This window comes from Kosakonia sp. BYX6 (assembly GCF_038449125.1).
GTDB classification, from domain to species: Bacteria; Pseudomonadota; Gammaproteobacteria; order Enterobacterales; family Enterobacteriaceae; genus Kosakonia; species Kosakonia calanthes.
On the sequence record NZ_CP151800.1, the window covers coordinates 1,569,226 to 1,582,546 of the forward strand.

Consider the following 13,321-nt stretch of genomic DNA (forward strand, 5'->3'; position numbering starts at 1 on the left):
TTATGCACGAGAATCAACAACCACAAACCGAGGCTTTTGAGCTGAGTGCGGCAGAGCGTGAGGCAATTGAGCACGAGAAGCACCACTACGAAGACCCGCGTGCGGCGTCCATTGAAGCGCTGAAGATCGTTCAGAAACAGCGTGGCTGGGTGCCGGACGGCGCAATTTACGCCATCGCTGACGTTCTGGGCATCCCGGCGAGCGACGTCGAAGGCGTGGCGACATTCTACAGCCAGATCTTCCGTCAGCCGGTGGGGCGTCACGTTATTCGCTACTGCGACAGCGTGGTGTGCCATATCACCGGTTATCAGGGTATTCAGTCGGCGATCGAAAGCCATCTGAAAATCAAACCGGGCCAGACCACTTTTGATGGTCGTTTCACGCTGCTGCCGACTTGCTGTCTGGGCAACTGCGATAAAGGCCCGACCATGATGATCGATGAGGATACCCACAGCTCCCTGACGCCGGATACGATCCCTGACTTGCTGGAGCGGTATAAATGAAAAACATTATCCGTACTCCCGAAACGCATCCGCTGACCTGGCGTCTGCGCGATGACAAACAGCCGGTCTGGCTCGACGAATACCAGAGCAAAAACGGCTATGCCGGGGCGCGCAAAGCCCTGACTGGCCTGGCGCCGGACGAAATCGTCAACCAGGTCAAAGACGCCGGGCTGAAAGGCCGTGGCGGCGCGGGCTTCTCCACCGGTTTGAAGTGGAGCCTGATGCCGAAAGACGAATCCATGAATATCCGTTACCTGCTGTGTAACGCTGATGAAATGGAGCCGGGCACCTATAAAGACCGTCTGCTGATGGAGCAACTGCCGCACCTGCTGGTGGAAGGCATGCTGATCTCCGCGTTCGCGCTGAAAGCCTACCGTGGCTACATCTTCCTGCGCGGCGAATACATCGAAGCGGCGGTTAACTTGCGCCGCGCGATTGCCGAAGCCACCGAAGCCGGTTTCCTCGGCAAAAACATTCTCGGTAGCGGCTTCGATTTCGAGCTTATCGTGCACACCGGTGCCGGCCGTTATATCTGTGGTGAAGAAACCGCGCTGATTAACTCGCTGGAAGGCCGCCGCGCTAACCCGCGCTCCAAACCGCCGTTCCCGGCGAGTTCCGGCGCGTGGGGTAAGCCGACCTGTGTGAACAACGTTGAAACCCTGTGTAACGTGCCGGCGATCCTCGCAAACGGCGTGGAGTGGTATCAGAACATTTCGTCCAGCAAAGATGCGGGCACCAAGCTGATGGGTTTCTCCGGTCGCGTGAAAAACCCAGGTCTGTGGGAGCTGCCGTTTGGTACCACCGCGCGTGAAATCCTCGAAGATTACGCAGGTGGCATGCGCGATGGCCTGAAATTCAAAGCCTGGCAGCCGGGCGGGGCGGGAACCGACTTCCTGACCGAAGCGCACCTCGATTTGCCGATGGAGTTCGAAAGCATCGGTAAAGCGGGCAGCCGTCTTGGTACAGCGCTGGCGATGGCCGTCGACCATGAAATTGGCATGGTGCCGCTGGTGCGTAACCTGGAAGAGTTCTTCGCCCGTGAGTCCTGCGGCTGGTGTACGCCATGCCGCGACGGTCTGCCGTGGAGCGTGAAAATCCTGCGTGCGCTGGAGCGCGGCGAAGGCCAGCCTGGAGATATCGAAACACTTGAGCAACTGTGTCGACAACTCGGGCCGGGTAAAACCTTCTGTGCGCATGCGCCAGGCGCGGTCGAACCGTTACAGAGCGCGATTAAATATTTCCGCGAAGAGTTCGAAGCGGGTATCAAACAGCAGTTCAGCAATACCCATGCAATTGGTGGTATTCAGCCTAACTTGCTGAAAGCGCGCTGGTAATCAAAGAATTTTTTAATTTGGAAGCATGCTAATGGCTACTATTCATGTAGACGGCAAAGAATACGAGGTAAATGGAGCAGACAACCTTCTTGAAGCGTGTCTCTCTTTAGGCCTTGATATTCCTTATTTTTGCTGGCATCCGGCGCTCGGGAGCGTCGGTGCGTGCCGCCAGTGTGCGGTGAAGCAATATCAAAACGCGGAAGACACGCGTGGCCGCCTGGTGATGTCCTGTATGACACCGGCATCCGACGGTACTTTTATCTCGATTGATGACGGCGAAGCGAAAGAGTTTCGCGAGAGCGTTGTCGAGTGGTTGATGACCAACCACCCGCACGACTGCCCGGTCTGCGAAGAGGGCGGCAACTGCCACCTGCAAGATATGACGGTCATGACCGGTCATAGCTTCCGTCGCTATCGTTTCACCAAACGTACACACCGCAATCAGGATCTCGGCCCGTTCATCTCGCACGAAATGAACCGCTGTATCGCCTGCTACCGCTGCGTGCGTTACTACAAAGACTATGCGGACGGCACGGATCTTGGTGTGTATGGCGCCCATGACAACGTCTACTTCGGTCGCCCGGAAGATGGCACGCTGGAAAGCGAATTCTCCGGTAACCTGGTAGAAATCTGCCCGACCGGCGTCTTCACCGATAAAACCCACTCCGAGCGTTATAACCGTAAGTGGGACATGCAGTTTGCACCGAGCATCTGCCAGCAGTGCTCACTGGGTTGTAACACCAGCCCTGGCGAACGTTACGGTGAACTGCGTCGTATCGAAAACCGCTACAACGGTACCGTTAACCACTACTTCTTGTGCGACCGTGGCCGTTTCGGCTATGGCTACGTCAACCTGAAAGACCGCCCACGCCAGCCGGTTCAACGCCGTGGCGACGATCTGATCACCCTCAACGCTGAACAAGCGATGCAGGGCGCGGCGGATATTCTGCGTCAGTCGAAGAAAGTGATTGGTATCGGTTCTCCGCGCGCCAGCGTCGAGAGCAACTTCGCGCTGCGTGAACTGGTCGGCGCGGACAACTTCTATACCGGCATCGCCAAAGGTGAGCAGGAACGTCTGGCGCTGGCGCTGAAAGTGCTGCGTGAAGGCGGCGTCCGCACACCGGCACTGCGTGAAATCGAATCTTACGACGCGGTGCTGATCCTCGGCGAAGACATCACCCAGACCGGCGCGCGCGTCTCGCTGGCGGTGCGTCAGGCGGTGAAAGGCAAAGCCCGTGAAATGGCGGCGGCGCAGAAAGTCGCCGACTGGCAAATCGCGGCAATTATGAACATTGGTCAGCGCGCCAAACATCCGCTGTTTGTCACCAACGTCGACAACACCCGTCTGGACGACATCGCGGCGTGGACTTACCGCGCACCGGTTGAAGATCAGGCGCGTTTAGGTTTCGCCATCGCCCATGCGCTGGATGACGCCGCACCGGCGGTTGACGGTCTGAGCAACGACCTGAAAAGCAAAGTGGATGTGATTGTCCAGGCATTAGCCGGGGCGAAAAAACCGCTGATTATTTCCGGCACCAACGCCGGTAGCGCGGATGTTATCCAGGCGGCGGCCAACGTCGCGAAAGCGCTGAAAGGGCGCGGAGCCGATGTCGGCATCACCATGATTGCTCGTTCGGTGAACAGCATGGGCCTCGGCCTTATCGGTGGCGGTAGCCTCGATGACGCGCTGGCTGAACTGGAAAGCGGCAGCGCAGACGCCGTGGTGGTGCTGGAAAACGATCTGCATCGCCACGCGTCTGCCGCGCGCGTTGACGCCGCACTGGCGAAAGCGCCGCTGGTCCTGGTGATTGATCACCAGCGCACCGCCATTATGGATAGCGCCCACCTGGTGCTCTCGGCGGCGAGTTTTGCCGAAAGCGACGGAACGGTTATTAACAACGAAGGCCGCGCGCAGCGCTTCTTCCAGGTTTACGATCCGAGCTATTACGACAGCAAAACCATAATGCTGGAAAGCTGGCGCTGGCTGCACTCGCTGCACAGCACCGTGCAAAACCGCGAAGTGGACTGGACGCAGCTTGACCACGTGATCGACGCGGCGGTTGTCGCGCTGCCGCAACTGGCCGGCATTAAAGACGCCGCGCCGGACGCGAGCTTCCGTATTCGCGGGCAGAAACTGGCGCGTGAACCGCACCGTTACAGCGGACGTACCGCCATGCGCGCCAATATCAGCGTGCACGAACCGCGTCAGCCGCAGGACCAGGACACCATGTTCGCCTTCTCAATGGAAGGGAACAACCAGCCGTCCGCACCGCGTTCGCAAATTCCATTTGCGTGGGCACCGGGCTGGAACTCCCCGCAGGCATGGAACAAATTCCAGGCCGAAGTGGGTGGTCAACTGCGTCATGGCGATCCGGGCGTACGCTTGATTGAAGCGTCGGAAAGCGGGCTGGAGTACTTCACCACCGTGCCGGGCGCGTTCGAAGCGCAGGATGGAAAATGGCGTATCGCGCCTTACTATCACCTGTTCGGCAGCGATGAAATGTCGCAGCGTTCACCGGTGTTCCAGAGCCGTATGCCGCAACCGTACATCAAGCTGAACCCAGCAGACGCCGCGAAGCTTGGCGTGAACGCGGGCGCGCGCATTTCCTTCACTTACGAAGGGCAGACCATCAGCCTGCCGTTGCAGGTATCCGAAGGTCTGGCGGCAGGGCAGGTCGGTTTGCCGATGGGCATGCCGGGTATTGCGCCGGTACTGGCCGGAGCACGTCTTGAAAATCTGCAGGAGGCGCAAGCATGAGCTGGTTAACACCGGATGTTATCGACATTCTGTTAAGCATTCTGAAAGCGGTCGTCATCCTGCTGGTGGTGGTCACCTGCGGCGCGTTCATGAGCTTTGGCGAACGTCGTCTGCTCGGCCTGTTCCAGAACCGTTACGGGCCGAACCGTGTTGGCTGGGGTGGTTCACTCCAGTTGGTCGCGGACATGATCAAGATGTTCTTTAAAGAGGACTGGATCCCGCGTTTCTCGGATCGCGTGATTTTCACCCTCGCGCCGATGATTGCCTTCACCTCGCTGCTGTTAGCGTTCGCCATTGTGCCGGTTAGCCCCTCCTGGGTGGTGGCCGACCTGAATATCGGGATCCTGTTCTTCCTGATGATGGCGGGTCTGGCGGTTTACGCGGTGCTGTTCGCGGGCTGGTCCAGTAACAACAAATACTCCTTACTCGGTGCGATGCGTGCGTCCGCGCAGACCCTGAGCTACGAAGTGTTCCTCGGGCTTTCCCTGATGGGCGTCGTCGCGCAGGCTGGTTCGTTCAATATGACCGACATCGTGAACAACCAGGCAGGTTTGTGGAACGTTATCCCGCAGTTCTTCGGCTTTATTACTTTCGCTATCGCGGGCGTGGCGGTGTGTCACCGTCACCCGTTTGACCAGCCGGAAGCCGAGCAGGAACTGGCGGATGGTTACCACATCGAATATTCCGGTATGAAGTTTGGTCTGTTCTTCGTCGGGGAATATATCGGTATCGTCACCATTTCCGCGCTGATGGTCACCCTGTTCTTCGGTGGCTGGCACGGGCCGCTGTTACCGCCTTTCATTTGGTTCGCGCTGAAAACCGCGTTCTTTATGATGATGTTCATTTTGATCCGCGCCGCTCTGCCGCGTCCTCGCTATGACCAGGTGATGTCCTTCGGCTGGAAAATCTGTCTGCCGTTGACGCTACTCAACTTGCTGGGCACGGCGGCTGTCATTCTCTGGCAGGCGCAATAAGGGGTGATGAAACCATGACTTTAAAAGAATTACTCGTGGGCTTCGGCACCCAGGTCCGTAGTATCTGGATGATTGGCCTGCACGCGTTCGCCAAACGCGAAACGCGGATGTACCCGGAAGAGCCGGTTTACCTGCCGCCGCGCTACCGTGGTCGTATCGTGCTGACGCGCGATCCGGACGGTTCCGAGCGCTGCGTTGCCTGTAACCTGTGCGCGGTAGCCTGTCCTGTCGGGTGTATCTCGCTGCAAAAAGCCGAGACCAAAGATGGCCGCTGGTATCCGGAATTTTTCCGTATCAACTTCTCACGCTGCATCTTCTGCGGCCTGTGCGAAGAGGCCTGCCCGACAACGGCTATTCAGCTCACGCCGGATTTCGAAATGGGCGAATACAAGCGTCAGGATCTGGTGTACGAAAAAGAGGATCTGCTGATCTCCGGTCCGGGCAAATACCCGGAATATAACTTCTACCGGATGGCAGGTATGGCAATCGACGGCAAAGATAAGGGCGAAGCGGAAAACGAAGCCAAGCCTATCGACGTCAAGGGCCTGTTACCGTAAGGAGAGGGGCAATGGAGTTCGCTTTTTATATCTGTGGCCTGGTCGCCATCCTGACGACGGTACGCGTAATAACGCATACCAACCCGGTGCACGCCTTGTTGTATTTAATTATCTCCCTGTTGGCGATTGCCGGGGTCTTCTTCTCGCTCGGCGCCTATTTCGCCGGTGCGCTGGAGATCATCGTCTACGCCGGGGCCATTATGGTGCTGTTCGTGTTCGTGGTGATGATGCTAAACCTCGGCAATTCCGTGGTCGAGCAGGAGCGCAACTGGCTCTCGCCGCAAATCTGGATCGGCCCGGCGCTGCTTTCCGCGGTGCTGCTGGTGGTGATGATTTACGCCATTCTCGGCGTTAACGATCAGGGTATCGACGGTACGGCGATCAGCGCGAAAGCGGTCGGTATCACCTTGTTCGGCCCATACGTGCTGGCGGTGGAACTGGCGTCAATGCTGCTGCTGGCGGGCCTGGTTGTCGCCTTCCATCTGGGACGCGAAGACCGCGCCGGCGAAGTGCTGAGCAACCGCTCGGATGACCGCGCGAAAAGAAAAACGGAGGAGCACGCATGATCCCCTTACAACATGGATTGATCCTCGCTGCGATTTTGTTTGTTTTGGGTTTAACCGGTCTGGTTATCCGCCGTAATTTGCTGTTTATGCTGATTGGGCTGGAAATCATGATTAACGCCGCCGCGTTGGCCTTTGTGGTCGCCGGCAGTTATTGGGGCCAGACCGACGGACAGGTGATGTATATCCTCGCCATTAGCCTCGCGGCTGCGGAAGCGAGCATTGGCCTGGCGTTGCTGCTGCAACTCCATCGTCGCCGCCAGAATCTGAATATCGATTCAGTAAGTGAGATGCGTGGATGAACATGCTCGCCTTAACCATTATTTTGCCGTTTATTGGCTTTGTATTACTGGCCTTCTCGCGCGGACGCTGGTCGGAAAACGTCTCTGCGACCGTGGGCGTTGGCTCCATTGGTCTGGCGGCTGTCGTCACTGCGATGGTTGGCGTTGATTTCTTCAACAATGGTCAGCAACCCTTCACACAACCGCTGTGGACATGGATGGCGGTCGGTGATTTCAACATCGGTTTCAACCTCGTGCTGGACGGCCTGTCGCTGACCATGCTTTCGGTGGTAACCGGTGTGGGTTTCCTGATCCACATGTTCGCCTCCTGGTATATGCGCGGTGAAGAGGGCTACTCCCGCTTCTTCGCCTACACCAACCTGTTTATCGCGAGCATGGTGGTTCTGGTGCTCGGCGATAACCTGCTGCTGATGTACCTCGGTTGGGAAGGCGTGGGCCTGTGCTCTTATCTGCTGATCGGTTTCTACTACACCGATCCGAAGAATGGCGCCGCGGCGATGAAAGCGTTTGTCGTGACCCGCGTGGGTGACGTGTTCCTCGCGTTCGCGCTGTTCATTCTTTACAACGAACTGGGCACGCTGAACTTCCGTGAAATGGTTGAGCTGGCGCCGCAGCACTTCGCCGACGGCAATAACATGCTGATGTGGGCGACGCTGATGCTGCTGGGCGGCGCGGTCGGTAAATCTGCGCAGTTGCCGTTGCAGACCTGGCTGGCGGACGCGATGGCTGGCCCGACGCCGGTTTCCGCGTTGATTCACGCCGCGACAATGGTCACCGCCGGTGTCTACCTGATCGCGCGTACCCATGGCCTGTTCCTGATGACGCCGGAAGTGCTGCATCTGGTGGGCATTGTAGGTGCCGTGACGCTGCTGATGGCCGGTTTCGCCGCGCTGGTGCAAACCGATATCAAACGTGTACTCGCATACTCGACGATGAGCCAGATTGGTTACATGTTCCTGGCGCTCGGCGTGCAGGCGTGGGACGCGGCGATTTTCCACCTGATGACGCACGCGTTCTTTAAAGCGCTGTTGTTCCTGTCGTCCGGTTCGGTGATCCTCGCCTGCCACCACGAACAGAACATCTTCAAAATGGGTGGCCTGCGTAAGTCGATTCCGCTAGTGTACGCCTGCTTCCTGGTCGGTGGCGCGGCGCTGTCTGCCTTGCCAATGATCACCGCGGGCTTCTTCAGTAAGGACGAAATCCTTGCCGGTGCGGTCGCGAACGGCCATGTCAATCTGATGATTGCCGGGCTGGTCGGCGCGTTTATGACGTCGCTATACACCTTCCGTCTGATTTTCATTGTCTTTCACGGCAAAGAGCAAATTCACGCCCATGCAGGGAAGGGGATTACCCATCATCTGCCGCTGATTGTGCTGCTGGTGCTCTCCACCTTTATTGGCGCGATGATTGTGCCGCCGCTGCGAGGCGTCTTGCCGGAAACCACCGAGCTTGCGCACAGCAGCGTGGTGATGCTGGAAGTGGCCTCCGGTGCGGTGGCGATTATCGGTATCCTGCTGGCTGCCTGGCTGTGGCTGGGTAAACGCACGCTGGTTACTTCGATTGCCAATAGCGCGGCGGGCCGTTTCTTCGGCACCTGGTGGTTCAATGCCTGGGGCTTCGACTGGCTCTACGATCGCGTCTTTGTGAAGCCGTATCTCGGTATTGCGTGGCTGCTGAAAAGCGATCCGCTGAATGCGCTGATGAACATTCCGGCGATCCTTTCCCGCTTCGCAGGCAAAGGTCTGCTGTTTAGCGAGAACGGTTATCTGCGCTGGTATGTGGCTTCCATGAGCATCGGTGCCGTTGTGGTGCTGGCGCTGTTGATGGTCTTGCGCTGAGTTTGTTGGCTGGTTGATGTGATGCCGGATGGCGCTGCGCTTATCCGGCCTACGCGACAGCAGGCACCAAAGTGAATTTTTAGAAAATCCGTTGAAAATCAGGTCCGAAAGGACAGGCGTTATCGGCGAAGTCAGAGTGAACACCGCCTGCGCAGAGCAACCGGAGCGTACTAAAGTACGTGAGGATTGCGAGCACAGCCGGGGTTCACTATGACGAGTAAGATAGCCTGAGGCGGACTCAAACAAGGAACAAATATCGCCATGTTATTACCCTGGCTAATACTGATTCCCTTTATCGGTGGCTTCCTTTGCTGGCAAACCGAACGCTTCGGCGTCAAGGTGCCGCGCTGGATCGCGCTGATCACCATGGGACTGACGCTGGCGCTTTCTCTGCAACTTTGGTTGCAGGGTGGCTATTCACTGACGCAGGTCACCGGTTTCCCGCAATGGCAGGAAGAGTTCAAGCTTGACTGGATCCCGCGTTTTGGCATCAGCATCCATCTTGGTATGGATGGCCTGTCGCTGCTGATGGTAACCCTGACCGGTTTCCTCGGCGTGCTGGCGGTGCTCTGCTCCTGGCGTGAAATCGAAAAATATCAGGGCTTCTTCCACCTGAACCTGATGTGGATCCTGGGCGGCGTTATCGGCGTGTTCCTTGCCATCGACATGTTCCTGTTCTTCTTCTTCTGGGAAATGATGCTGGTGCCGATGTACTTCCTGATTGCGCTGTGGGGCCACAAAGCCTCCGACGGGAAGACGCGTATTACCGCGGCCACCAAGTTCTTCATTTACACCCAGGCGAGCGGTCTGGTGATGTTGATTGCCATCCTGGCGCTGGTGCTGGTGCACTACAACGCGACCGGCGTGTGGACTTTCGATTACGCTGACCTGCTGAAAACGCCGATGTCCGACAACGTCGAATATCTGCTGATGCTCGGTTTCTTCATCGCCTTCGCGGTGAAAATGCCGGTGGTTCCGCTGCATGGCTGGCTGCCGGATGCGCACTCGCAGGCACCGACCGCCGGTTCTGTTGACCTCGCGGGGATCTTGCTGAAAACCGCAGCCTACGGTCTGCTGCGTTTCTCTCTGCCGCTGTTCCCGAACGCGTCGGCGGAATTTGCGCCCATCGCGATGTGGCTTGGCGTCATCGGTATTTTCTACGGCGCGTGGATGGCCTTTAACCAGACCGATATCAAACGTCTGATCGCCTACACCTCTGTTTCGCACATGGGCTTCGTGCTGATTGCTATCTACACCGGCAGCCAACTGGCGTACCAGGGCGCGGTCATCCAGATGATTGCGCACGGTCTTTCTGCGGCCGGTCTGTTCATCCTGTGTGGTCAGCTTTACGAGCGTCTGCATACTCGCGACATGCGCATGATGGGCGGCTTGTGGAGCAAAATTAAGTGGTTGCCTGCGCTGTCGATGTTCTTCGCGGTGGCCACGCTCGGCATGCCGGGTACCGGTAACTTCGTCGGTGAATTCATGATCCTGTTCGGCAGCTACCAAGTTGTGCCGGCCATTACCGTGATTTCTACCTTCGGTCTGGTCTTCGCCTCGGTTTACTCGCTGGCGATGCTGCACCGGGCTTACTTCGGTAAAGCGAAAAGCGAACTCGCTAACCAGACGCTGCCGGGACTGTCACTGCGCGAGCTGTTTATGATCCTGGTGCTGGTTGTGCTTTTGGTACTGCTTGGCTTCTATCCGCAGCCGATTCTGGATACATCGCACTCTGCGATGGGCAATATCCAGCAGTGGTTTGTTAATTCTGTTACTACTACAAGGCCGTAAATCGCCATGACAATAACTCCACAACACCTGATTGCGCTGCTGCCGCTGCTGATCGTCGGATTGACGGTGGTGGTTGTGATGCTCTCCATTGCGTGGCGACGCAACCATTTTTTCAATGCCACGCTGTCGGTCATTGGTCTTAACGTCGCGCTGCTCTCTTTGTGGTTCGTCGGCCAGGCTGGCGCAATGGATGTCACGCCGTTGATGCGTGTCGACGGTTACGCCATGCTTTACACCGGGCTGGTGCTGCTGGCGAGCCTCGCCACTTGTACCTTTGCCTACCCGTGGCTTGAGGGCTATACCGATAACAAAGAAGAGTTCTATCTGCTGGTATTGATTGCCGCGCTGGGTGGAATTCTGCTGGCGAACGCCAACCATATGGCGGCGCTGTTCCTCGGTATTGAACTGATTTCGCTGCCGTTATTCGGGCTGGTGGGCTACGCCTTCCGCCAGAAAAACTCGTTAGAAGCCAGTATCAAATACACCATTCTTTCCGCGGCGGCCTCGTCATTCCTGCTGTTCGGTATCGCGCTGGTGTACGCCCAAACCGGGAACCTGTCGTTTGCCGCCATCGGTAAGAGCCTTGGTGAAGGCATGCTGCACGAACCGTTGCTGTTGGCGGGCTTGGGTATGATGATTGTTGGCCTCGGCTTTAAACTCTCTCTGGTGCCGTTCCACTTATGGACACCGGATGTTTACCAGGGCGCGCCTGCGCCGGTCTCCACATTCCTGGCGACCGCCAGCAAAATCGCCATCTTTGGTGTGCTGATGCGTCTGTTCCTCTACGCGCCAGTAGGGGAAAGTGAAGCCGTGCGTGTGGTGCTGGGTATTATCGCCTTCGCCTCGATCCTGTTCGGTAACCTGATGGCGCTGAGCCAGACCAACATCAAACGTCTGCTCGGTTTCTCCTCTATCGCGCATCTGGGTTATCTGCTGGTGGCGCTGATTGCGCTGCAAAGCGGCCAAATGTCGATGGAAAGCGTCGGGGTTTATCTGGCCGGTTACCTGTTCAGCAGCCTCGGCGCGTTCGGTGTCGTGAGCCTGATGTCCAGCCCGTATCGCGGCCCGGACGCCGAGTCGCTCTACTCCTACCGTGGCCTGTTCTGGCATCGCCCGATTCTGTCGGCGGTGATGACCGTGATGATGCTGTCGCTGGCGGGTATCCCGATGACGTTAGGCTTTATCGGTAAGTTCTACATTCTGGCTGTCGGTGTGCAGGCGCACCTGTGGTGGCTGACCGCCGCCGTGGTGCTCGGTTCGGCAATCGGTTTGTATTACTACCTGCGTGTGGCGGTGAGCCTCTATCTGAACGCGCCGCAACAGTTGAACCGCGATGCGCCGTCCAACTGGGCTTACAGCGCAGGCGGGATCGTGGTGCTGATCTCCGCATTGCTGGTGCTGCTGCTCGGTATCTACCCGCAGCCGCTGATCAGCATTGTGCAACTGGCGATGCCGATGATGTAAATGCGCATAGTGCACAAATAAAAACCGCCGGGCGACAAACCCGGCGGTTTTTTTTGTGGCGGCAATTTAAGTTCGCGTATTGGTTTTGTAGGTCGGATAAGGCGAAGCCGCCATCCGACGGCTTTGCTGCGTATACATAGCCCCATAGCTTCTATAGGGCTATAGCAGAATTACTTCGCCAGCAGCGGAGTTGACGTCATCTGGTGGTGGCTAATCAGCGGGCCGCGCACATTATTGGCTGCGCGATCCAGCACTTCCTGAATCACGGCGGAAAGTTCGTTGATCTCGAACTTCGCAACATAGCCGTCGGCCTGCACTTTACGCACGTGATCTTCGTTGGCGCTACCGGAGAGCGATGAGTGGATCACCACCGGAATATTTTTCAGGCGCGGATCGGTTTTGATCAAACGCGTTAAGGTGAAGCCGTCCATTTCCGGCATTTCGAGGTCGGTCAGCACCATCGAAATCTTATCGCTGACCGGCACGCCTTCTTTTTCAGCCTGTTGGGTGAGAAGCTGGATTTTCTCCCACGCATCTTTGCCGGTGATGTGCATTGCGTTGGGGATTTCCATTGCGTTGAGGCCTTTTTCCAGCATGGCGCGCGCCACTTTGGAGTCTTCTGCCACAATCGCCACGGAACCCGGCTTCAGATTGAATTTCTTGTCCGGCACATGCTCGCCGTGAACATCATGATCCGCCGGAACGATGTCATACAGGATCTGCTCTACGTCCAGCACCATCGCCAGGTTGTTGGTGTCCTTGTCGTCATCGAGGCAAGCGATGCTGGTGATATAGCGACCGTTAATCGCTTTCTCCGCCGTGTGCACCTGTTTCCAGTCCAGGCGCGTAATGTTTTCCACGGACTCGACGGCAAACGCCTGAACGCTACGGGCATATTCCGTAATCAGCAAAATGTTAAGGCCGGTAGTCGGTTTACAACCCGCTACGGCGGCCAGGTCAATCACCGGGATCACCTGATCGCGAATGTTGACCATGCCCAGTAATGGCGGCTTCATTCCCGCAGGGCGTGTAAAGGTGGGCATCGGAACGATTTCGCGCAATTTAAAAACGTTAATGCCAAACAGCTCTGATTTAGTGGCTTCTAACGATGTGCCAAGGCGAAACAGCAACAGCTCAAACCGGTTCGACAGAGTAAGATTCGCCCTGTCATCGATGTCTTTCTGGAAATTATCCATCATGCCCTCAAAGAAGAAATGCCTGCGTATAACTTATTATC

Annotated in this window: 11 protein-coding genes; 10 read left to right on the forward strand and 1 reads right to left on the reverse strand. The window is 57.1% G+C overall.

The annotated features are described in order from the left end of the window. Positions 1-2: 2 nt before the first annotated feature. The 10 genes from nuoE (at position 3) to nuoN (ending at position 12,084) form a co-directional block, all read left to right on the forward strand. Entirely contained in the window at positions 3-503 is a 501-nt protein-coding gene (nuoE, locus tag AAEY27_RS07385) for an NADH-quinone oxidoreductase subunit NuoE (RefSeq protein ID WP_342324293.1), read from the forward strand. Continuing rightward, positions 500-1,837, forward strand: a complete 1,338-nt coding sequence (gene nuoF / locus AAEY27_RS07390; RefSeq protein WP_342324294.1) for an NADH-quinone oxidoreductase subunit NuoF — start codon at positions 500-502, stop codon at positions 1,835-1,837. The genes nuoE and nuoF overlap by 4 nt, the downstream gene beginning before the upstream one ends. Positions 1,838-1,868: 31 nt before the next feature. Next, the gene (nuoG, locus tag AAEY27_RS07395; protein WP_342324296.1) at positions 1,869-4,595 is read left to right on the forward strand and encodes an NADH-quinone oxidoreductase subunit NuoG; all 2,727 of its coding nucleotides are present in this window, start codon (positions 1,869-1,871) and stop codon (positions 4,593-4,595) included. Continuing rightward, positions 4,592-5,569 carry an NADH-quinone oxidoreductase subunit NuoH gene (gene nuoH / locus AAEY27_RS07400; RefSeq protein WP_342324298.1) on the forward strand — a complete coding sequence of 326 codons (978 nt, stop codon included), beginning with the start codon at positions 4,592-4,594 and terminating at the stop codon, positions 5,567-5,569. The genes nuoG and nuoH overlap by 4 nt, the downstream gene beginning before the upstream one ends. Positions 5,570-5,583: 14 nt before the next feature. Continuing rightward, a complete protein-coding gene (gene nuoI, locus AAEY27_RS07405; RefSeq protein WP_342324299.1) occupies positions 5,584-6,126 on the forward strand; it encodes an NADH-quinone oxidoreductase subunit NuoI in 543 nt (180 codons plus the stop codon). 11 nt (positions 6,127-6,137) lie between these two features. Continuing rightward, entirely contained in the window at positions 6,138-6,692 is a 555-nt protein-coding gene (gene nuoJ, locus AAEY27_RS07410) for an NADH-quinone oxidoreductase subunit J (RefSeq protein ID WP_342324301.1), read from the forward strand. Beyond that, the gene (gene nuoK, locus AAEY27_RS07415) at positions 6,689-6,991 is read left to right on the forward strand and encodes an NADH-quinone oxidoreductase subunit NuoK (RefSeq protein ID WP_002463445.1); all 303 of its coding nucleotides are present in this window, start codon (positions 6,689-6,691) and stop codon (positions 6,989-6,991) included. Before nuoJ ends, nuoK begins: the two co-directional genes overlap by 4 nt. After that, complete coding sequence (nuoL, locus tag AAEY27_RS07420) at positions 6,988-8,829, forward strand: NADH-quinone oxidoreductase subunit L (RefSeq protein ID WP_342324303.1); 1,842 nt, start codon at positions 6,988-6,990, stop codon at positions 8,827-8,829. The genes nuoK and nuoL overlap by 4 nt, the downstream gene beginning before the upstream one ends. 261 nt (positions 8,830-9,090) lie before the next feature. After that, positions 9,091-10,620: an NADH-quinone oxidoreductase subunit M gene (nuoM, locus tag AAEY27_RS07425; protein WP_342324305.1), complete on the forward strand. Its 1,530-nt coding sequence runs from the start codon at positions 9,091-9,093 to the stop codon at positions 10,618-10,620. Between the two features lie 6 nt (positions 10,621-10,626). Next, complete coding sequence (nuoN, locus tag AAEY27_RS07430) at positions 10,627-12,084, forward strand: NADH-quinone oxidoreductase subunit NuoN (RefSeq protein WP_342324307.1); 1,458 nt, start codon at positions 10,627-10,629, stop codon at positions 12,082-12,084. Positions 12,085-12,254: 170 nt separating this feature from the next. Here the strand turns inward: nuoN and AAEY27_RS07435 are convergent, their stop codons facing one another. Beyond that, positions 12,255-13,280 (reverse strand): chemotaxis protein, encoded by a 1,026-nt coding sequence (locus AAEY27_RS07435; RefSeq protein ID WP_342325499.1) that lies wholly within the window; start codon positions 13,278-13,280, stop codon positions 12,255-12,257. Positions 13,281-13,321: the final 41 nt, after the last annotated feature.

Coding starts and splice junctions, on each gene's coding strand:
- nuoE (WP_342324293.1), top strand. CDS start 3: ATGCACGAGAATCAACAACCACAAACCGAGGCTTTTGAGCTGAGTGCG.
- nuoM (WP_342324305.1), top strand. CDS start 9,091: ATGTTATTACCCTGGCTAATACTGATTCCCTTTATCGGTGGCTTCCTT.
- nuoI (WP_342324299.1), top strand. CDS start 5,584: ATGACTTTAAAAGAATTACTCGTGGGCTTCGGCACCCAGGTCCGTAGT.
- AAEY27_RS07435 (WP_342325499.1), bottom strand. CDS start 13,280: ATGGATAATTTCCAGAAAGACATCGATGACAGGGCGAATCTTACTCTG.
- nuoJ (WP_342324301.1), top strand. CDS start 6,138: ATGGAGTTCGCTTTTTATATCTGTGGCCTGGTCGCCATCCTGACGACG.
- nuoL (WP_342324303.1), top strand. CDS start 6,988: ATGAACATGCTCGCCTTAACCATTATTTTGCCGTTTATTGGCTTTGTA.
- nuoK (WP_002463445.1), top strand. CDS start 6,689: ATGATCCCCTTACAACATGGATTGATCCTCGCTGCGATTTTGTTTGTT.
- nuoF (WP_342324294.1), top strand. CDS start 500: ATGAAAAACATTATCCGTACTCCCGAAACGCATCCGCTGACCTGGCGT.
- nuoN (WP_342324307.1), top strand. CDS start 10,627: ATGACAATAACTCCACAACACCTGATTGCGCTGCTGCCGCTGCTGATC.
- nuoG (WP_342324296.1), top strand. CDS start 1,869: ATGGCTACTATTCATGTAGACGGCAAAGAATACGAGGTAAATGGAGCA.
- nuoH (WP_342324298.1), top strand. CDS start 4,592: ATGAGCTGGTTAACACCGGATGTTATCGACATTCTGTTAAGCATTCTG.